Raw genomic sequence first — 19,769 nt, forward strand, 5'->3', positions numbered from 1 at the left:
GAGGTGATTAATTTTATGTCTCCAACAGTACCTTTTTGGATTGTTGCTGTTTTTTACTTATTCATAATAACTTCTTTTTCTATGGCGATTCGCAGGATAATAAAAAAACAATTATTAATTTCCTCGCTTATTTCGGTTATCTTAATTCCTTTTTCTACTATTTTACTTATCCTCTCAAGTATAGGTCGAGGTAATCAGAATGAATTTGATTACTTTATAAATAGTATAAAGGGATTTGAATTATGGGCATGGTTTTGGTTGGTGATATTTGCCTATTTGCTTTATTGGTGGTGCCTAGTGTTTCATTATAAGAAGCAAGAAAAATAAGAAAGGTCCTTTAGCCTATAAATAATGAATCATTATGTTCGAAAACTCATTATATGTAGACCGGATTTTTAAGGTCTTCTCCAGAATATCTCGATATCGCTTCCTAGGGGACAATAGCATAAAATCGAAAAAACATTTTTTGATTTCTTTATGAATCAGGAAGTACTGTAAAATCTTTATTTTAGTGCTTGATCCCACTTAGATTATGCTCTAACACTTTAGTTCGGGGGCAGGCACCATCACGAAATTACATAAGAAAAGAGGATTTGTTGTTGAGGAACTTACTTGCAGTTTTGATTAGTGGCAATCTATCTTCATTAATGCTGACCCTGTATCTTACAAACGATTACAATAACTTTGTAGATTATCTATTTTTTAATTTCGTTATTATTCTTTTGGGTCATTTTTTATATGCTTTCCCGTTCTCATTCTTGGTAGAGAAACTGTCCAATCGATTTGTTGACGGTAAGTTTTTTATAGGATACGGGGTGTATTTGGTCATAGCGGTATTAGGGGTAGTCATCCTTACGCCGTTCATCATATTTTATAGCTTTTATCTACTATTGGTTGCTATTGTATTTCCTATAACCTTTGAAATCATAAAGAAAGTCCCCGATAGGTATGTAGGGAAAAGTGTTATATTAGCGAGCCTTCTGACCTTTCTACTCTGGTTATCCATGTACTATTCGCTTTTATAACTGGCTTTTGAGTAACTGAGTCTTTCTTTAGAGCCAGGGGCGACTGCACAAGGTATTGTTCGAAAGGCAAAATACGCTTTCATCTCGAAATTCCCTGCGAACCAATTTGGTCGCAGGGATTTGATTTAGAGGTCGAGTTATTTCCCAGCCCTTTTAATTTTCTTTATTATCTTTCCAAAGATAAAATTGTTTTCTGGAAAATAATACCAATCCCAAGAAGATTAAAGTGTAAACTAACCAAGGGATAACCCCTTCAAGAGTTGGAGATAAGATGTACGTAGCCATTCCAAGTGCGATAATAGCTCCTATTATGCTGTAAACAATGTTTGCTTTTTCATTTTTGAACATGGAACTACCTCCTTAAATAAAATAAACGTTTATGGGTGATTTTAACATTTTCATAAATAAAGCACTAAAAACCGTCGATTAGATCATGGGGTAGTAAAAAAGGAACTTTTGGCTTAACAATGAAAAAATGTGTAGTGCTTAATGTGGGTTGGAAGAAGCTTAGTGATTATCTTGATCTCGAGTCTTAAAGAATTGGGGGCTTATATAAAATAATGAAAAAAGGAAAAACAGTAAATTAAACTGCCTTCCTTTTTTCTTTGGGGATCAATTTGTATCGAGAATTATTTAATATGACACTAAATAAAGCAAATAACAAGATAATCGATATACCAAATAATGAATGGTAAGACATCGATATTCGAGGATCAAGTAACTGAAAAACATAAGTGAACACCGGTATAAATGAAAGAGACATCATGACAAAAAAGCTGTCAGAATATTGAATCCCCATCTGCAAAAAATAGAGGGGCATTGTAACACCTAATATTGATACAATCAGGATCCATAACCAATTTGCAGATAATTGTTGCAATAAATTACCCTGTTGAATTGATAGAAAGAGGGATAATCCAACAATGGCATAAAATCTGTGCGCAAGTATTTTAGAGGAACTCCATTGAGCAATACTTAGTCGTTTGGAGAAAATAGCTGCTAAAGCTGCACAGAATCCACACAATATAGAGGAAAACAACCCTAAAAGTGTGACTGGTAGAGATTCAAATTTAATTCCCGAACTCCCTTGTAATGTACTGATAATCAAAAATAGACTGCCTATTAAGGCACCCAATCCTATCCAGAGGTCTAATTTATTCATCTTACTACCATAAATTAACCTTACAATGATTAAGGAAGAGACTGGACCAATTCCTATTTCAATTGCACCTACAATTGCAGGTTCTATGTATTTTAAGGCAAAATAAAAACTCATGAATGCACCTGCAGTACTAAGGTTAATCCCAACTATATCCTTAAGAAAGCTTTTCTTTATTTTCATGTATCGGGATGATTGTTTCAGTTGAATTCCGAGAAAAAAGAATGCAGTAATAAGAAAGCTAATAAAAGTGAAGAAGAAGGGACTTATTTCTTGTACTTTGTTGGAATAGTAAACGTTGCTTCCGGAAGTTAAAAACGCTGAAGCAATTAAAAAAGCAGTTCCAGCCATTGCATAGTTCTTAGTTAGTCGCAATTAAACCCTCCTTTATCTATCGAATTTCCTTTTTATGTATATTGTTGTTATTCTAAATTTGTAAGAATGAAAAGTCAATGTTGAATTTTCAGATATTGATAGGGGTTACGATGGGACGGTAGAGGAGGGAGAACAACTTGCTAGTAAACACAAAAGAATTTGAAGTCCGTAATCTCCATTACAAAGTAAGATCTGCACAATCGGAAGACGCACAAGCTTTGTCTGAATTAAGGTTACAGATAGATGGTGAAACGGAAAATTTGGATAGAGTTAAAGGAAAAGAATACATAGACGGAGAAGGCTTTAAGGATATTATCAAAAGTGACTCAGAAAGTTTGAACAGTATTTTTTTGGTAGCTGAAGTAAATGGAACCCTGGTTGGCTTCTCTAGATGTGAAGGAAATGAATTAAAGAGAAGTTCTCATAAGTTAGAGTTTGGTGTAGGTGTATTGAAGGATTACTGGGGATATGGAATAGGAAAAAACTTTCTGAAAGAATCCGTTAAATGGGCAGATGCAAATAACATAAAGAAAATCACTTTAAATGTCCTGGAAACAAACGAGAAAGCGATAATTCTTTATAAAAACTATGGTTTTCAGATTGAAGGTGTATTACAGAAAGAGTTATTAGCTGATGGTAATTACTACAATACGTTATTAATGGGGAGATTAAATTAATTATAAGGTTGAATATCTTGATATCGAGTCTTCCGGAATAGGGGCTATTCTTAGGAAGATTTATATTAATGCTAAGGATGATGGTGAAGTACTCGCCTAAAAAGGGGCATATACATCCAATTACTTGGGGGATACCTATGTTTTCAGATGTGAAAATTAAAATGAAGAAAAAGAATAAATTACTGTTTTCTCGTGATAGCGTTTGTTTGCAAGAATTGAAAGAACTTATTCAACAACAAAATCATAGAACTCTCGTCATGTGGGCGTTAGATTGCGCAGCATTGCCTTTAGAAAAATTTGAAGAAAAATATCCTGAAGAGCAGAGACCAAGAAATTGTCTAGAGCTCTGCGAGGATTGGTCAAGAGGTAAAATTAAAATGCCCGTAGCAAAGAGGGCTATCTTAAGTTCGCATGCTGTTGCAAAAGAAATTGCCGATATAGAATATGGAACTTTATGTCAAGCTATCGGTCATGCTGGGGCTACTGTACATGTGGAAACACATGCATTAGGATTACCCATTTATGAATTGACGTCAATAGTCAATAAATACGGTAAAGATGACTTCCAAGGTCCAGTAACTGAAAAGATAGATTACTATTATACTCGCCTTCTACACTGGCAAAAAAATACCGATAACCTAGGACTAAAATGGGCTGATTTTCTAAGGGATGATACCAAACCTAATAAAGAAAGATTATTGAGTGATAAAAAGGATGAAAATCAATAAGTCTCAGTTTCAAGTCTTCAACCTATAAGTACTCCGTTGACATTCTTAAACCATCCACTATATTTGATCTGCCACAAACGTTAGTCACCAACCATAGATTTTGAATTAGAGAATGCTTTGATGAGTGGCTTTGGAAAAGAGATACCAGTTATATATGTCCGGTTCAACTTCTCTCGGAATCAAATCTTATAGAAATGGGGACGAAAGCTGTACTTTGGCTATCGCTTGTTGTGCTATCGGAGCAGTTAATTAAAGTAGGTCAAGTTCCGGCCGTGAAATTATACAAGAACATCACAGGAGAGTTATTAAATGATTAAAGGAATATATGAATTTATAAGTGAACCACAGCTGAAAAAGTATGCAGAACTTGCTGTACGAGCTGGTGTGAATCTGCAAAAAAATCAACTATTGATTATTCATAGTGATATACAAAATGCTCCATTTGCACGTTTAATCCAAACGGTAGCCTACGAGGCAGGAGCGTCAAATGTATTCATAGATTGGACAGATGAACAGTCTACTAAAGAATTTTACTTAAATGCAGCAGATAGTGTCATCGATCACTTTCCTGATTGGCAGGCTGCCCGTTTTAAGGAGTGGGACGATGCAGGTGCTGCTTACATACATATTATTTCTGAAAACTTAGATGTCTTTAAGGAGGTTTCTACAGAAAGGGTGAATCGTTTCCAAAAAGCTTCTCGTACCAAATTGAAGGATTATCATGCGAAAATTAGATCTCACAAGGTGCGCTGGTGTCTTCTAGCTGTCCCGTGCGTTGAATGGGCAGCTAAAGTATTCCCCAACCTAAGTAAAGAAGAAGCTTTACATTCATTATGGAAATTAATTTTAAAAGGATCACGGGCAGATAGGAAGAATCCGATAAAAGATTGGGAGAGTCACAATAGAGCCTTCGAGTCCCGAAAAAAGATCCTGAACGAGAGCCAATTTGAAGCCCTGCATTTTACAAATAGCCGTGGAACTGATTTATTCGTTGGTCTACCTGAAAATCATCTCTATATCGGCGGGGGTGTCATAGATGAAAAGGGAATACCTTTCTTTCCGAACATTCCTACGGAAGAAATATTTACTGCTCCTCATAAAAGTAAGGTGAACGGCAAATTGGTAGGTTCTAAACCTCTTATCTATGAGGGAAGTGTCATCGATGAATTTTATCTGATTTTTAAAGATGGACGGATTACCGACTATTATGCCGCAAAGGGACAGGAAGTGTTACAAAATCTCATCGAAACAGACGAAGGTTCACATTATCTAGGTGAAATTGCCTTGGTCTCTAATAAATCTCCTCTTGCTCAGGCAGATACTCTTTTTTACAATACATTGTTTGATGAAAACACGTCCTGTCATATTGGGATCGGTAATGCATCTCCTTCCAGTATTCAAAATGGCATGGATCAATCTGAAAAAGAGTTGAAGGCAGCGGGTCTGAATACTTCACTTTTGTTAGTCAATGTGACCTTTGGTACGAAAGATATGAAAGTATTGGGCATTAAAGAAGGTGGAACTGAAGTCCTGTTAATGAAGGATGGGGATTTCCAATTCTGAATCGTCTCCAACTTTAAAACAGATTTCTGGTGGATTATGCTTAGTGCTAGTTATAGTGGAAACGAACTGGGCAGCATTTCTGTAACAAATAAAGATTATGGGTTATGTTTATGAATGTACTTACACAAACGAGTGCGTTATTTAAAGAACACACCAAAGTCTCTCGGATTCGAGTCTTAAAGTATTGGGGCGATGGTTCCATAAGAACGATCGCTTTCTCATAAACGGAGTAGTAAGGTTTTATGAAGAATAGCTGTTTATGGATCCTTTTATTGAGATAACAAGGTACCTTGACAGATAAGCTATTTAGTATTATTATGTACCGGTAGTAAGTAATACTATATACCTGATATCCAAACTAATTAGACAAGAGATTAAATTTACTGACGGAGGTAAACATGGAAAATTTCAGAGAAATGAAGAAAGGGGTGCTTGAGGGGTGTGTTCTTGAAATCATAAGCCGAGGCGAAACTTACGGCTATGAAATCACGCAAAAGCTACGGGAACTTGGTTTTGAGGATGTGGTTGAAGGGACCGTTTATACGATTACAATAAGGCTTGAGAAAAACAAACTGGTGGATATCGAGAAAAAGCCATCCACGATGGGTCCTCCTAGAAAGTTTTACACACTTAACTCAGCAGGAAAAGAGCGCCTTGAAAATTTTTGGGATAAATGGGAGTTCATTTCAAATAAACTAAATAAATTAAAAACAAAATAAAGGAGATTGCCATGAATTTTTTAGAAAAAATAACCGGCAGTGATATGACTAAAATAATGAAAGCTTTTGAAGCACGAGTAAAAGTCTTGCCAAATGAATATCAAACTGCTTGGAAAGAAATTAATTCTCATCTATGGATACACGGAGATTTCACAGGTCGTAACTTGATGCCGATTTTTGACAGCGCTCTTGAACTGCTTGAAGTTGCATCAGCAGAAGAACAAAGGGTAGAAGAAGTACTTGGAGATGATATTAAAGGCTTCTGCGCAGCGCTCGTTGGTGACGAAGGTGCAAATACTTTTAGAGATAAATGGCGTGACCAGCTTAACAAGAATGTAGCGAGAAAATTAGGAGGGCTGAAATGAGGATCAGAGAAATCATCGAAGGCAAAAAAGAGTGGAGAGCCCATGTTTCACGTGTCAAAAAGCTTCCGCAAGATTACCAAATTGTCTATAAAGAAATCCAAAAATATCTTTTTAAAGTCGGCCCAGTTGATCTGAACGAAGGTAATGGACTGCTCTCAGAAATTCTCAGCTTCTTTGAAGAAGGTGCGTCTGCTGGCAAAGGTGTTCTTGAAGTCATAGGAACGGATGTGGCTGCTTTTTGCGATGACTTGATTAAAGATTCCAAAACTTACGCTGATCTCTATCAGGAATCGGTCAATGAGAAAGTCGGTAAGGCTCCGAAGAGTTAAAAGGATTGTAAGAGTTGACTCCAAAAATCATATTGAAAACTCCTAAATTACAAAGACATGAAACTTTAGCAGTCACGGAATTTTGATTAACTTGCTAAATTATCTCCACTTCAACTCATACGTTAATACAGTTCATTGTTGAGATGATCTAATATTTTGAAATAATCAGAACGGCTAATGTGGAAGACCAAATCTACTGGTGTTCTGGTAAAGTTCCATCTAAAAGAAAAAACCCGATAATGAGGGTGAAAAAGTGAAATGAGTATTAAGTTTGTCTTAAACCAATGGGAGGCGATTATTCAATAAGGGTCGTCGTCTTTTCTTACCTCATCAGGCCGAATTGGGGAAGGACTAGATTCAAGAAAATTGGGAAGGAACAACATTATCACACAAACAAAGAGAAAGGAATGACCTTTCTCTTTGTTTGTTACTTATTTTCTTTACCTATTTCAGGAAGGACGGTTCTCGCTACTTTTTTGTCTAACGCTTCATAATCGTAATACTTAATCGTTTCATAGAGTTCTTCACGTGATTGCATATCCTCTAGCTTTTCTTTTTGAGTATCGGAGGTCATAATCTCTGTAAAGATTCGTTCATAAGCTTTGGCAGCTACACGAAGGGAGGTGACTGGATAAATGACCATGTCCATTCCGAACGAGCGGAAGTCTTCCCCTGTAAAATACGGTGTCTTTCCGAACTCGGTCATGTTTGCAAGCAGGGGAGCTTGAATGGCGGAAGAGGCATGGCGAAAATCTTCCTCACTTGTTAAAGCTTCCGGGAAAATCGCATCAGCCCCTGCTTTTACATATTGGTTAGCACGTTCCATGGCTTTGTCCATTCCTTCTACAGACTTGGCATCTGTCCGTGCTATGATGACAAGGGTTGGAGCGACTTCTTTGATCGTGCGGATTTTCTGCATCATTTCTTCGGCTTCAATCAGCTTTTTACCATTTAAATGACCACATTTCTTTGGTAATAGCTGGTCTTCGATTTGCACAGCGGCCACACCGGCTTCGACCATTTCCTTTGCTGCCCGGGCTACGTTAATAACTCCTCCATATCCTGTATCGATATCAACAAGAAGTGGAAGGTCCGAGGCGCGGATAAGCTCCTGTGCTTTTTCCGCCATTTCGTTCGAATAGATCAGTCCCAGGTCAGGAAGCGCCCGGCTTGCTGTGTAGGCAGCCCCGGATAAATAGATGGCTTTGAAACCGACGTCTTTTGCGATTTTTGCGGACATGCCGTCGTGGGCACCTGGGATTTTTAACAGTTCCGGCTGATCAATCAGGCGTTTGAAAACTTCTGCTCTTTCTGGCTGGGTAGACGTTGATTCGAATATCCATGACATACGATTTTCCTCCTTACCAGTTAAATTCTAAACAGCTCCATGAATTGGTTGACAGGAGTATCTGTCAGCTCATCATAATCCTCACAAAGGTTGAGGATTCGATTCACTTGGCGGAATGGGAAGCGTGTCTTTAAATTATTTTGAAATTTATTCAGCAGAAGCGGAATTCCTTCATCACGTCGACGCCGGTGACCGATCGGATACTCGATAGCGATCTCTTCAGTAGAGGTGCCATCGTTGAAGAACACTTGGACGGCATTGGCAATGGAACGCTTGTCAGGATCAAGGTAGTCTTTGCTGTACTGTTCATTTTCAATGGTTTCCATAACATTTCGCAGACGGTCGATTTCAGGGTTTGCAGCTACTTCGTCTTCGTAATGGTCTGCATTCAAAGATCCATACAATAGACCGATGGCTGTAATGTATTGCAAACAGTGATCACGGTCTGCAGGGTTATTTAGTGGCCCTTTCTTGTCAATGATCCGGATGGCAGATTCATGTGTCGTAATCGTTACACGCTCGATCTCGTCGATTCTTCCTTTGACCTGGTCATGAAGTTCGATCGCTGCTTCTGCTGCCGTTTGGGCATGAAATTCAGCCGGGAAAGAAATCTTGAATAGAATATTTTCCATCACATAAGAATCGAATGGACGTGCTAAGGTGAGTTCTTTTCCGCCGAAAAGTACATCCTGGAATCCCCAGCCTGGTGCAGACAAGGCAGTTTTATATCCCATTTCCCCGTTCATCGTCATCAAGGCGAGCCTTACACCACGGCTTGTTGCATCTCCGGCCGCCCAGGATTTTCGTGAGCCTGTGTTTGGTGCATGGCGGTAAGTACGAAGGCTCGAGTTATCGATCCAGGCTTGAGAAACTGCGTTCACCACGTCTTCTTTACTCCCACCTAACATGGCTGTTACGACTGCTGTTGTAGCTATTTTCACGTAAAGAACATGGTCAAGCCCCTCACGGTTGAGACTGTTTTCTAAAGCTAAGATCCCCTGTATTTCATGGGCTTTTACAATATTCTCAAGGACATCATCCATCTTCAGAGGCTCTTTACCCTCTGCGATCCGTTTACGGCTGATGTAATCGGAAATTGCCAGGATTCCTCCTAAGTTGTCGGAAGGATGTCCCCATTCTGCTGCTAGCCATGTATCATTGTAATCGAGCCAGCGGATCATGCATCCTATATTAAATGCTGCGTGGACGGGGTCCAATTCATAGGACGTACCGGGTACGCGGGAGCCATTCGGAACGACAGTGCCAGGTACAATAGGTCCTAAGTGCTTCGTACATTCCGGATAACGTAAGGCTAAAAAGCCGCATCCTAACGTGTCCATCAGCACGTATTGGGAGGTTTCTAAAGCTTCTTCGCTGGTGATCTTTCCATAAACTGCGTATTCCGCAATACGGTCCAAAACTTGATCCGTCGACTGTGCCGTATTTATTTTCACTTCTGTCATTTTCATCGCCACCTTTTTTAGTCTTGAAATGATGTGTAAAAACAGGCCGGGAATTAGTCCGGCAGCTTGCTTTTATGGATGCAGACCACGAGGACCTGTATAGAGAACTCTCGGTCTGAACAATTTGTTGTTGGCATATTGTTCGGATACGTGAGCACACAAACCAAGCGTACGGGCAGCAAAAAATATCGGGGTGTACAAATCAATCGGTATACCTAAGAGATAGTAGACGGGTGCGGCATAATAATCCAGGTTGGGATATAAACCCTTTTCTTCTTTCATCAGCTGTTCTCCTGCTTCGCACATCTCAAAAAGATCTTCGCGTTTTCTCTCTACAGCCAGTTCACGTAACGCTTCTTTCATAAGAGCGGCTCTAGGGTCCATCTTCTTCATGTAAACACGGTGTCCGAAGCCCATGACTTTTTCTTTATTTTTAAGTTTTTCATAGAGAAGATGGCGGAATCCATCCGTCGTTTCTCCTTCTAGCAGCATGTGCATGACTGCCTCATTCGCTCCGCCGTGGAGATTTCCTTTCAACGAAGCCACTGCTCCAGTAAGTGCGCCGTAAATGTCAGCGTTTGTCGAAGCGATCACTCGTGCTGCAAAGGTCGAGTTTGGCATTTCATGTTCGCTATATACCATCAAGGATTGATCGAAATAGTCCGCTTCCGCCTGAGTCGGCTCTTTTCCTGTAATCATGTATAAGAAATTGGTACTGTAAGGAAGTTCCTGTTTGGGTTCGATGACAGCTTCTTCATGAAGGATGTGATAACTGTTCGCGACGATGTTTGGAATTTTCGCCAGCAGTCTGAGAGCGGTCTTGCTGATTTCATCCTCCCGCCGTCCATCTAAATTTTTTTCGTACCCGGCAAGGGCGGATATCCCTGTTCGTAAAGCGTCCATCGGGTGGGTTTCTTTCGGCAGTTTGCTGAATAGGGAAAAGAAATCAGCAGGCAGGTCATATTCTTTCTTTAATTCTTGTTCAAGAGAGGAGCGTTGTTCGTCATCAGGGAGTGCACCTTGAAGTAACAGCTGGACTAAATCAAGATATTGTTTGTGCTCGGCTAGCTCGATGAGTTCATATCCGCGAAGGACGATTTCTTCCGCATCAACATCTAAATAAGACAGTTTTGTTTCTGTCGCAATCACACCGTCTAAACCTGGTTTGTAGGCTGTTTGTTCTGGCATGAAAATTCCTCCTCTTTTTGTTAACGCTTTCAAAATAAGTATTTAAACTTTCGAAGACACCTGCGGAGATCCACAGATTTCTTCCAGAACAAGGGTATAGGCGGCATCGAGGTTATCCATCTCCTGCTCTCGGCCGGCCTCACCAGGTATTTCTTTTTTTAATTCGTTATAGATTGAATCGAGTGAACCGGAAACGGACGAATGCAGGTGATTCATAATACAAGCTTTGAATCTATTGACGTAATACTCGGTTGCAGTGGTCAAAGAAAAACACCTCTAATCAAATGGAAATGAAGGCAATAAAAAAACAACTTTCAGAGAAAGTTGTTAAGTTGAGATCAGCCTTTTTAATCGAGTAGAACCAACACCATCAGGGATAAAGCACCCACCGGTCCATACTCTTTCACTCGCACTTAACACCTCCTATCCTCGTAGGTATGGATGTTCGCTGACATAGGCAGGTCTCCTGGCTTATGATCATCACTCCCTGGCTCCTTCCCATTCCCGTTTTTAACGGAGAACAGTGGTTTTTCCAGTTTGCTCCCAAATACAGTTGCGGGACAGCATCGGATTTACACCGATTTCCCTTTTAAGCAAATGAGCTCCAACAAGCTTATTTGCACCTGAGTCTGAAACATATTCAGTTATGACGTTTTCAATATAACAAAGATTTTGAAAATAGACAATTATTTCTAAAAAGTGAGTGGTAGTTAAGGTGTTCGGAATCTTTTAGTAAGCCGGGAAGGAAAACTATTGAAATGTTTTAAACCTCACGGCTGTAAGATTGGATTCGATTCTAGCATGAAATTTATTTTAAAAGTCGATTGTTAATATTCAGATAATTTGGTATGTTTATTTCGACAAGTGAATAAGGTGAAGATTTGGGTGCTGGTAAAGCATTACGTTTATCAGCTTAAAAGGGAAGCCGGTTCGAATCCGGCGCTGTCCCGCAACTGTAATTGGGAGTAATTCGGTGATCCACTGTCCTACCGAGGACGGGAAGGGCCGGAAAGCGAAGATCATAAGCCAGGAGACCTGCCTGAATCAGCAAACACTATAACCTACGAGGATAGGAGGTGTTAAGTGCGTCAGAAAAAAATCATGCTTTTTTTGGAGAAGTGTGTTTGATTTACAAATTTCTGAATGACTTAACAACTTCGAATTAGAAGTTGTTTTTTTATGTTTAAAAATACCCTGTACCAGTCTGACAAGAAAACAAAGCTGAGAAAGGGAGGGGCAGGACAATGAAGATGAAACGAGCATTATTTCCATATCAGGATCGTAGAGACTTTTTCACACCCGAAGACTTTTCAGATGAAGAGGACTTGATGTTGAAAACAACAGCATCCTTTGTGAAAAAGAGTGTAAAGCCACAGTTGGAGGCTATTGCTCAGCATCAATACTCCGTTGCTAAACAATTATTTGTCCAGGCAGGGGAGCTTGGACTTCTGGGTGTGGAGGTGCCGGAGGAGTATGGCGGGTTATCTCTTAATAAAAAAATCTCCGGGCTTATTGCGGAATATATGGGACACGCAGGGGCATTTAGTGTATCTTTTAACATTCATGCGGGTGTTGGAACTTTACCTTTCATCTACTTTGGAACCGAGGGACAGAAGCAAAAGTACCTACCAAAGCTTGCGACAGGAGAATGGATTGGAGCTTATGCTTTGACGGAACCGGATGCCGGGTCAGATGCACTGAATTCAAGAAGCCGTGCTGTATGGAATGAGGAGAAGTCGGCATGGGTATTGAACGGTGAAAAACAATGGATTACGAATGCGCATATGGCAGATGTGTATGTCGTATTCGCCCAGACCGATCAAGGAATGACAGCCTTCATTGTCGAACGTTCCTTTGAAGGAGTATCCGTTGGACCGGAAGAGAAAAAGATGGGCATCAAAGGTTCGTCAACGGCAACGCTGATCCTGGAAGAGGTGGAAATCCCATCTGGAAATATTCTCGGCAAGATAGGGAAAGGGCATAAAATCGCATTGAATATCCTTAACATGGCAAGGCTCAAGCTTGCATTTTCCAATGTGGGTACCGCCAAACAGGCCCTGGTCCTAGCGGGTGATTATGCAAAAGAACGTCTGCAATTTCAAACGCCGATCATTGGTTTTACCATGATTCAGGAGAAAATCGCGGACATGGCGATCGCTATTTACGGTGCAGAAAGCGCAGCTTATCGAACGGCAGATGGACTGGATAGAAGGATGGAGCTCATAGAAAAAGATCAAGATGCAAGCAATTTGATGTTTGATTTCGCCATGGAATGTTCGATCAATAAAGTGAAATGCTCCGAAATATTGGACCAGGTAGTGGATGAAGCCGTTCAAATTCATGGCGGATACGGATATATGCAGGAATACGAAGTGGAGCGGTTGTACAGGGATGCAAGAATCAGCAGAATTTTTGAAGGGACGAATGAAATCAACCGTTTGACCATATCAAAGCTGCTTATGAAGCAATACCTTACCACTATCCCTGCGGAAGAAAAACATATCGAAGAGGTCGAAGGTCAGAGTGGTAAATGGATACAGGCCTCGGAACAATTTTTATACTTATGTTTGAAAGCGCTTACGGATGCTGGCGTGTCCATTGCCCAAGAACAGGAATATGCCCGGTTGTTATCGGATATGGTCAGTGATTTATACGTGATGGAGTCAGCCTTCTTGCGAACAGAAAAATCTGAGCGGATGGGACGGTTGAACGAGACCCATCAAATGATGGCAGAGGTGTTAGGCGCGGAGAGTCTTCGGCGGATCAAGGAAGGGGCTTTTACTATCCTATCCTCGGTCCATTCCGTTGAAGCAGATCGAAAAGGCTGGATTACAGCTTACAACAACATCGATGTTCCGCCGTTCCCCGAAATATTTGAACTGAAAAGGAAGATCGCAAAAGACGTGACGGCGTGGAAGGAAGCGGAAGCTATTTAAGAGAATGGGAGGACCAATCATGAAGAAGATAGGATTCATTGGATTAGGAAATATGGGATTTCCTATGGCGAAAAATTTACTGGAAGCTGGTTTTACCGTTTATGGGGTTGATTTGAATAAACAAGCCGAGCAACGTCTGGCAGGTTTGGGAGGAAAAACTGGGGCATCCATTTCTGAGGTTGCTAGAATTTGCGATCTTATTTTTACGAGTTTGCCTTCTTCAGAAGCTGTGGAAGAAATCTATCTCGGTGATGAAGGGCTTATAGAAGAGAGTGCACCCGGTATGCTTTTAGTGGATACAAGTACGGTGGCGCCGGAAGTCAATGTGAAAATTGAGGAAGCCTGCCGGGGGAAGGCCGTATCGTTTTTGGCATCACCTGTAAGCGGCGGAGTGATCGGAGCTGTCAATAAAACCTTGACGTTCATGATTGGGGGACAGAAGGACGATTATGAACGAGTCTTACCAGTCGTAGAAAGGTTAGGGGAAAACATTTTTCATGTCAATGAAGACATTGACAGCGGAACGAAAGCCAAGCTGATTAACAATTTGTTCATCGGTTTCTATACGGCTGGAGTAGCGGAGGCGCTCAATCTTGCTAAGGACAGTGGTATTGATCTAGCGAACCTTTATGACATCCTTCATGTCAGTTATGCCAGCAGTCGGATCTATGATCGTAATTATAAAGGATTTATCCAAGACAACAACTATGAACCAGGATTCACTTTGAAACTCTTAAGAAAAGACTTAGGGTTTGCGATGGACTTAGCGGACAAGCACCATTTGGATTTGCCGATCAGCAAACATCTGCTCTCCATGTACGAAGAGGCCATTAAGGATGGATATGGTGATAAAGACATGTCCGTCATCTATCAAAAAATAAGAGAACAGACAAAATCAACTTTATAAAGAGGAGTGAGATTCATGCTTACGATAAAGGCAGAGAAAGTGAAAAATCATATCAATGGCGAGTGGGTAGAGTCGACAGGGAAAGAAATAGAGGAAATTCCTAATCCAGCAAACGGTAAAATTATCGCTTATGTGCCTCTGTCCTCCAAGGAAGACGTAGACCGTGCTACAGAGGCTGCCGCAGCTGCTTATCCATCATGGTCCAAAGTACCCGTGCCTCAGCGGTCCAGACTTCTCTACTCCTATTTGGAGCTTTTGAAAAAGAACAAAGAAGAGCTTGCTCAAATTATTACGTTGGAAAACGGGAAAACGTTAAAAGACGCGCGTGGGGAAGTCCAGCGTGGCATAGAAGCTGTCGAATTAGCAACATCCACGCCAAGCTTGATGATGGGGGACGCTCTCCCAAGCATCGCCGAGGGAATAGACGGATCGATCTGCCGATATCCGCTAGGTGTGGTCGCAGGAATCACACCGTTTAACTTTCCGATGATGATCCCCCTTTGGATGTTCCCGCTTGCCATAGCCTGTGGCAACACGTTTGTCTTGAAAACTTCTGAACGGACGCCGGTTTTAGCCGGGAAGCTGGTGGAACTGTTCTACCAATCTGGTTTCCCGAAAGGGGTATTGAATCTTGTCCATGGCGGAAAAGATGTCGTCAACGGTTTGATTGAACATCCTGATGTAGAAGCGATCTCTTTTGTAGGATCCGAGCCCGTCGCTAACCATGTGTACAAGTCGGCGACGTCCTGCGGAAAGAGAGTCCAGGCACTTGCGGGAGCGAAGAATCATGCCGTCGTGCTTCCGGATTGCAACATGGAAAAGACGGTCCAAGGTGTCATCGGAGCAGCTTTTGCTAGCAGTGGGGAACGGTGTATGGCTTGTTCTGTCGTGGCGGTGGCGGATGATGTGGCAGATGAATTCATCGGAAAATTGGTCGAAGAAACGAATAAGCTGAAGGTGGGAGATGGTGCGAAAGAGGGAAACTTTGTCGGTCCGCTTATTCGTGAACAACACCGGCAACGCGTGCTTGACTATATTGAAAGCGGGATAACAGAAGGAGCAGAACTCCGTGTGGATGGACGGGATCCCGAGATAGAGGATGAAGGGTATTTTGTTGGAGCAACCATCTTTGATCATGTTCAGACAGATATGAAGATATGGCAGGATGAGCTGTTCGCTCCTGTGCTAAGCATTGTCCGTGTGAAGGACCTTGAGGAAGGGATCCGTATCACCAACCAATCCCGATTTGCGAATGGTGCTGTCATTTATACAGGTAGCGGAAAGGCAGCTCAGCAATTTAGGGAGCAGATTGATGCAGGGATGGTCGGCATCAATGTCAATGTTCCCGCGCCAATGGCCTTTTTTTCGTTCGCTGGAAACAAGGTATCCTTCTATGGTGATCTAGGGACGAATGGGAAAGATGGAGTCCAATTTTATACCCGTAAAAAAGTAGTGACAGAACGCTGGTTCTAATAAGAGGAGGAGAGGTAGAGATGAAAGGAAAATATGTGGATGTTACCTATGATCACTCGGTGGCAACAGTGGAGATACAACATGCCCCTGCAAATACGCTATCTTCCGCGTGTATTCAGGAACTGAGGGAAAGCTTCCGTACTCTTGCAGACAAAGAAGAGACGAAGGCGGTTATTCTGACGGGGGCCGGGCGATTCTTTATTGCTGGAGCAGATATTAAAGAATTCGTAGACGCCTTTGATGATGAAAAGAAATCTTATGCTATGGCAGAGGCGGGACAGGCATTATGTGGCGAAATCGAAGCGATGAATAAGCCTGTCATCGCGGCCATTAATGGTCCTGCTCTCGGGGGCGGATTGGAGGTCGCTCTGAGTTGTCATTACCGAATAGCTGCAGAAGATGCTATCCTTGGCTTACCGGAGTTGAATCTCGGGCTGATTCCTTCTTTTGGCGGAACGCAGCGATTGACAGAAATAACGGGGACGGCTAAAGCGATTGATATCATCTTATCAAGTAAACAGCTCCGTGCGGAGGAAGCGGCCGGACTGCAGTTGGTCCAAATGGTTGTGAAAACAGAAGAGCTATCGCAAACAGCACGCACCTTGGCAGATTCGTGGGTGGACGGAAAGAGCATGACAAGTGTGACACGTGCGCTGGAGTGCATCCTTAAAGGGTCTCAGGAAAGCCGGGAAAAAGGGCTGGACCGTGAAAAACAGAAATTTGCTGAACTTTTTCGCACAGATGACGCCAAAGAAGGCGTGCAAGCTTTTATCGATAAGAGAAAACCGGAATTCAGCCATTCGTAGGAGGGATTTTATGTCTGATCAAGTACTTTTTTCTCAAGAGGAAAACGGGTTAGCGAGCATAACTTTAAATAGACCGGAAGCTATCCATTCGCTGAATTATGAAATGCTTGATGCGATCGGCGTCAAGTTGAAGGAGTGGGAACAGGACGAACGTGTCCATTTAGTTGTTTTAAAAAGCTCAGGGGATAAAGGGTTTTGTGCCGGTGGAGATATCAAAACATTATATGAAGCCCAAAAAAGCGAAGAAGCAATGCAGCGGGCTGTGGCATTTTTTAAGAGGGAATATGAAGTGGATGAAATGGTCTATACCTTTTCGAAACCGATCATCGCCATCTTAGACGGCATCGTCATGGGGGGTGGCGTCGGTCTCAGCTATGGAGCGGATTATCGAATTGTGACGGATAAAACCAAGTGGGCGATGCCTGAAATGAATATCGGCTTTTTCCCTGATGTCGGTGCCGCTTATTTCCTTAATCAAGCGCCTGGATACACGGGAAGATATTTGGCGTTAACCGCATCTGTTATAAAAGCTGCGGACGTTCTCTACTGTGAGGCTGCGGATTATTATATTTCGAAGGAGTCCTTGGACGACTTTCTTGTTTTCTTGACAACAGTCGATTGGAATCAGAAGGCTGTCGAAGGTGCCTTGCAGAGTGCAATCCAAAAATTTGCATCACCTCCTCCTGAAGATAGCGGACTCCGCCTTGTCCAGGAAGAGATTGATAACCATTTTTCAAATACGTCAGTGGAGGGTATTGTACAATCTCTGGATCAATCTGCAACGCCTTTTACAGAAAAGACTCGTGAATCCATATTATCTAAATCTCCCTGCTCCCTGAAGGTGACACTCCAGCAATTAAAAGATGGGGAAGGGAAATCAATCAGGGAATGTTTGGATCGCGACTTTACCATTGCAAAAAATTTCCTGCTTCATGACGACTTTTATGAGGGAATTCGGTCTGTGTTAATTGATAAAGATCATCGTCCGGATTACAGGTATAAAAGGCTATCCGATGTGGATGATAGATTGGTTGAACGCTTCTTTACAGAGGAAAACATAGCAAGCCGAAAATAGGAAAAAGGTTCCGCTCATCAAAAATTCGATGAGGGGGGCTTTTTGTTGAATTACCATAGTTGGTTGATTGGCTGCCGAAAATGGCTGTATGTGACTCAATTTCATAGTGAGGAAGGAAAAACTTCTTTTATTTCCGGCAAATGATGCTTGATCGATAAACTATAAAATAAATAAGCTGAACCTCTGCTTCGGCCGAAGCGGAGGTTTTTTCTGTGCGTATGAATAGACTTCCTGGAAGAATAAAGATAAAATCATAGTTTAACAGCTTGAAGATTCTGGGGATAATACTCAGAGGTCTTTTAAAATGTAGATAGAATAGAAGAAGGTGTTTAATCATGTTACATAACCCAAAAGGGAAAGAGAGAATAGGTCTAGCGTTTCTGCTTGGAATGCTTGGTATTTTAGGTCCATTGAACATCGATATGTATCTGCCCAGTTTTCCTGGAATCGCTTCCGATTTAGAGACAAGCGCGTCCCTGGTCCAGCTCAGCTTAACGACCTGTTTGATCGGTCTTGCCGTCGGTCAAATCGTCGTTGGCCCTATCAGTGATTCACAGGGGAGGAAGAAACCGCTGATCATTTTCCTTTCCCTCTTCGCTCTGGCATCCTTTCTTTGTGCCCTTGCGCCTAATATCCTTGTGCTCGTTATCGCCCGTTTCCTTCAAGGATTCACGGCTTCTGCCGGTGTCGTCCTTTCACGGGCCGTCGTTCGTGATGTTTTTTCGGGAAGAGAGCTGACAAAGTTCTTTGCGTTACTAATGGTGATCAATGCGACTGCCCCGATGATCGCCCCGATGACGGGAGGAGCGATTTTACTATTACCATTCGCGACATGGGAGACGATCTTCTACTTTTTAAGTATCGTAGGTGGAATCATCGTTTTAACAGTTGCAGGAAAATTACCGGAGACCCTTCCAGTGGAAAAGCGGATTCCAAGCTCTGTGAAAGAATCGGTCCTGACCATTGGGCGTTTGCTGAAAGACCGCTCCTTCATCGGGTATGCCCTGACGATCGGTTTCGTCCATGGGGGGAGCTTTGCTTATGTATCCGGAACGCCGTTCGTTTATCAGGGAATATATGACGTATCTCCTCAGGTCTTCAGTATCTTGTTCGGGATCAACGGTCTGGCGATCATTACAGGAAGCTTCTTAGTCGGTCGTCTTGGAGGGATCTTCCATGAAAGAAGCTTGCTTCGGACGGCTGTAGTGGTCGCTGTCAGTGCGACGGCTTTCCTGTTAGTGATGACAATCATCGAAGGGCCTCTGTATTCCATCGTGATTCCTATCTTTATTTATATGACAGCGATGGGGATGGTTCTGACAAGTACGTTCACCCTGGCGATGGAGTATCAAGGTCACAGAGCAGGGAGTGCCAGTGCGGTTCTCGGGATGCTGCCATTGTTGTTTGGTGCGACTGTTTCTCCATTGGTCGGTCTTGATGAGACGACTGCTGTACCGATGGGAGCTATCCTGTTTACGACAGCAACAATTGGTGCTGCTATCTTTTTCACTATGACGAAGAAAAGCCAACATGTAAGTGCATGATTGGTGTTTCTTCAAGCTATGATACTACTGAAGTAAACTTTCCACCCTGTCCCCAACCCGTTACCACTTTGATAGAGCAGAGGTGGCAG

19 protein-coding genes and 2 riboswitches are annotated in these 19,769 nt (G+C 42.0%); of the genes, 13 read left to right on the top strand and 6 right to left on the bottom strand.

The annotated features are described in order from the left end of the window. Positions 1-15 precede the first annotated feature (15 nt). The gene (locus BMZ58_RS16530; protein ID WP_075037672.1) at positions 16-327 is read left to right on the top strand and encodes a hypothetical protein; all 312 of its coding nucleotides are present in this window, start codon (positions 16-18) and stop codon (positions 325-327) included. A gap of 851 nt (positions 328-1,178) precedes the next feature. Here the strand turns inward: BMZ58_RS16530 and BMZ58_RS16540 are convergent. Both BMZ58_RS16540 and BMZ58_RS16545 read right to left on the bottom strand, forming a co-directional pair. Then, positions 1,179-1,373, bottom strand: a complete 195-nt coding sequence (locus BMZ58_RS16540; RefSeq protein ID WP_075037674.1) for a hypothetical protein — start codon at positions 1,371-1,373, stop codon at positions 1,179-1,181. Positions 1,374-1,608: 235 nt separating this feature from the next. Then, on the bottom strand, positions 1,609-2,535 hold the full coding sequence (locus BMZ58_RS16545; RefSeq protein WP_075037770.1) for a DMT family transporter: 927 nt from the start codon (positions 2,533-2,535) through the stop codon (positions 1,609-1,611). A gap of 161 nt (positions 2,536-2,696) precedes the next feature. Between BMZ58_RS16545 and BMZ58_RS16550 the strand changes: the two genes are divergently transcribed. From BMZ58_RS16550 to BMZ58_RS16575, 6 genes are all read left to right on the top strand, one after another. Then, positions 2,697-3,236, top strand: a complete 540-nt coding sequence (locus BMZ58_RS16550; protein ID WP_075037675.1) for a GNAT family N-acetyltransferase — start codon at positions 2,697-2,699, stop codon at positions 3,234-3,236. 137 nt (positions 3,237-3,373) lie between these two features. After that, positions 3,374-3,964 carry a putative immunity protein gene (locus tag BMZ58_RS16555; RefSeq protein WP_075037771.1) on the top strand — a complete coding sequence of 197 codons (591 nt, stop codon included), beginning with the start codon at positions 3,374-3,376 and terminating at the stop codon, positions 3,962-3,964. Positions 3,965-4,273: 309 nt separating this feature from the next. Beyond that, entirely contained in the window at positions 4,274-5,527 is a 1,254-nt protein-coding gene (locus BMZ58_RS16560; RefSeq protein ID WP_075037676.1) for an aminopeptidase, read from the top strand. 398 nt (positions 5,528-5,925) lie between these two features. After that, on the top strand, positions 5,926-6,246 hold the full coding sequence (locus BMZ58_RS16565; RefSeq protein ID WP_075037677.1) for a PadR family transcriptional regulator: 321 nt from the start codon (positions 5,926-5,928) through the stop codon (positions 6,244-6,246). A gap of 11 nt (positions 6,247-6,257) precedes the next feature. Continuing rightward, positions 6,258-6,611 (top strand): DUF1048 domain-containing protein, encoded by a 354-nt coding sequence (locus tag BMZ58_RS16570; protein ID WP_075037678.1) that lies wholly within the window; start codon positions 6,258-6,260, stop codon positions 6,609-6,611. Next, positions 6,608-6,940 (top strand): DUF1048 domain-containing protein, encoded by a 333-nt coding sequence (locus BMZ58_RS16575; RefSeq protein WP_075037679.1) that lies wholly within the window; start codon positions 6,608-6,610, stop codon positions 6,938-6,940. The genes BMZ58_RS16570 and BMZ58_RS16575 overlap by 4 nt, the downstream gene beginning before the upstream one ends. Before the next feature lie 427 nt (positions 6,941-7,367). Here BMZ58_RS16575 and prpB read toward each other — a convergent pair whose 3' ends face one another. The 4 genes from prpB to BMZ58_RS16595 form a co-directional block, all read right to left on the bottom strand. Then, a complete protein-coding gene (gene prpB / locus BMZ58_RS16580; RefSeq protein ID WP_075037680.1) occupies positions 7,368-8,288 on the bottom strand; it encodes a methylisocitrate lyase in 921 nt (306 codons plus the stop codon). 20 nt (positions 8,289-8,308) lie between these two features. Continuing rightward, a complete protein-coding gene (locus BMZ58_RS16585; RefSeq protein WP_139207365.1) occupies positions 8,309-9,751 on the bottom strand; it encodes a bifunctional 2-methylcitrate dehydratase/aconitate hydratase in 1,443 nt (480 codons plus the stop codon). Positions 9,752-9,823: 72 nt separating this feature from the next. Next, entirely contained in the window at positions 9,824-10,939 is a 1,116-nt protein-coding gene (gene mmgD / locus BMZ58_RS16590) for a citrate synthase (RefSeq protein WP_075037682.1), read from the bottom strand. A gap of 42 nt (positions 10,940-10,981) precedes the next feature. Next, positions 10,982-11,203: a hypothetical protein gene (locus BMZ58_RS16595; RefSeq protein ID WP_075037683.1), complete on the bottom strand. Its 222-nt coding sequence runs from the start codon at positions 11,201-11,203 to the stop codon at positions 10,982-10,984. Positions 11,204-11,378: 175 nt separating this feature from the next. Continuing rightward, positions 11,379-11,581, bottom strand: a riboswitch (cobalamin riboswitch). Between the two features lie 224 nt (positions 11,582-11,805). Next, positions 11,806-11,996, top strand: a riboswitch (cobalamin riboswitch). Between the two features lie 187 nt (positions 11,997-12,183). On the opposite strand from BMZ58_RS16595, the gene BMZ58_RS16600 reads away from it, so the two are divergent. The 6 genes from BMZ58_RS16600 to BMZ58_RS16625 all read left to right on the top strand — a co-directional run bounded on the left by BMZ58_RS16600 (position 12,184) and on the right by BMZ58_RS16625 (position 19,680). Further along, positions 12,184-13,875, top strand: coding sequence for an acyl-CoA dehydrogenase family protein (locus BMZ58_RS16600; protein WP_139207366.1), 1,692 nt, complete (start codon positions 12,184-12,186; stop codon positions 13,873-13,875). 19 nt (positions 13,876-13,894) lie between these two features. After that, positions 13,895-14,782: an NAD(P)-dependent oxidoreductase gene (locus BMZ58_RS16605; protein WP_075037684.1), complete on the top strand. Its 888-nt coding sequence runs from the start codon at positions 13,895-13,897 to the stop codon at positions 14,780-14,782. A gap of 15 nt (positions 14,783-14,797) precedes the next feature. Then, positions 14,798-16,255, top strand: a complete 1,458-nt coding sequence (locus BMZ58_RS16610; protein WP_075037685.1) for a CoA-acylating methylmalonate-semialdehyde dehydrogenase — start codon at positions 14,798-14,800, stop codon at positions 16,253-16,255. 20 nt (positions 16,256-16,275) lie between these two features. Beyond that, a complete protein-coding gene (locus BMZ58_RS16615) occupies positions 16,276-17,061 on the top strand; it encodes an enoyl-CoA hydratase-related protein (protein WP_075037686.1) in 786 nt (261 codons plus the stop codon). A gap of 10 nt (positions 17,062-17,071) precedes the next feature. Then, positions 17,072-18,136, top strand: coding sequence for an enoyl-CoA hydratase/isomerase family protein (locus BMZ58_RS16620; protein ID WP_075037687.1), 1,065 nt, complete (start codon positions 17,072-17,074; stop codon positions 18,134-18,136). Positions 18,137-18,471: 335 nt separating this feature from the next. Further along, positions 18,472-19,680, top strand: a complete 1,209-nt coding sequence (locus BMZ58_RS16625) for a Bcr/CflA family efflux MFS transporter (RefSeq protein ID WP_075037688.1) — start codon at positions 18,472-18,474, stop codon at positions 19,678-19,680. Positions 19,681-19,769: the final 89 nt, after the last annotated feature.

Origin of the sequence: Halobacillus dabanensis, from assembly GCF_900114165.1 — a bacterium.
Classification (GTDB): Bacteria; Bacillota; Bacilli; order Bacillales; family Halobacillaceae; genus Halobacillus; species Halobacillus dabanensis.

Bases quoted from the DNA above. Each gene is read 5' to 3' on its own strand.
- BMZ58_RS16530 (WP_075037672.1), top strand. From the start codon at position 16: ATGTCTCCAACAGTACCTTTTTGGATTGTTGCTGTTTTTTACTTATTC.
- BMZ58_RS16540 (WP_075037674.1), bottom strand. From the start codon at position 1,373: ATGTTCAAAAATGAAAAAGCAAACATTGTTTACAGCATAATAGGAGCT.
- BMZ58_RS16545 (WP_075037770.1), bottom strand. From the start codon at position 2,535: ATGGCTGGAACTGCTTTTTTAATTGCTTCAGCGTTTTTAACTTCCGGA.
- BMZ58_RS16555 (WP_075037771.1), top strand. From the start codon at position 3,374: ATGTTTTCAGATGTGAAAATTAAAATGAAGAAAAAGAATAAATTACTG.
- BMZ58_RS16560 (WP_075037676.1), top strand. From the start codon at position 4,274: ATGATTAAAGGAATATATGAATTTATAAGTGAACCACAGCTGAAAAAG.
- BMZ58_RS16565 (WP_075037677.1), top strand. From the start codon at position 5,926: ATGGAAAATTTCAGAGAAATGAAGAAAGGGGTGCTTGAGGGGTGTGTT.
- BMZ58_RS16570 (WP_075037678.1), top strand. From the start codon at position 6,258: ATGAATTTTTTAGAAAAAATAACCGGCAGTGATATGACTAAAATAATG.
- BMZ58_RS16575 (WP_075037679.1), top strand. From the start codon at position 6,608: ATGAGGATCAGAGAAATCATCGAAGGCAAAAAAGAGTGGAGAGCCCAT.
- prpB (WP_075037680.1), bottom strand. From the start codon at position 8,288: ATGTCATGGATATTCGAATCAACGTCTACCCAGCCAGAAAGAGCAGAA.
- BMZ58_RS16585 (WP_139207365.1), bottom strand. From the start codon at position 9,751: ATGACAGAAGTGAAAATAAATACGGCACAGTCGACGGATCAAGTTTTG.
- mmgD (WP_075037682.1), bottom strand. From the start codon at position 10,939: ATGCCAGAACAAACAGCCTACAAACCAGGTTTAGACGGTGTGATTGCG.
- BMZ58_RS16600 (WP_139207366.1), top strand. From the start codon at position 12,184: ATGAAGATGAAACGAGCATTATTTCCATATCAGGATCGTAGAGACTTT.
- BMZ58_RS16605 (WP_075037684.1), top strand. From the start codon at position 13,895: ATGAAGAAGATAGGATTCATTGGATTAGGAAATATGGGATTTCCTATG.
- BMZ58_RS16610 (WP_075037685.1), top strand. From the start codon at position 14,798: ATGCTTACGATAAAGGCAGAGAAAGTGAAAAATCATATCAATGGCGAG.
- BMZ58_RS16615 (WP_075037686.1), top strand. From the start codon at position 16,276: ATGAAAGGAAAATATGTGGATGTTACCTATGATCACTCGGTGGCAACA.
- BMZ58_RS16620 (WP_075037687.1), top strand. From the start codon at position 17,072: ATGTCTGATCAAGTACTTTTTTCTCAAGAGGAAAACGGGTTAGCGAGC.
- BMZ58_RS16625 (WP_075037688.1), top strand. From the start codon at position 18,472: ATGTTACATAACCCAAAAGGGAAAGAGAGAATAGGTCTAGCGTTTCTG.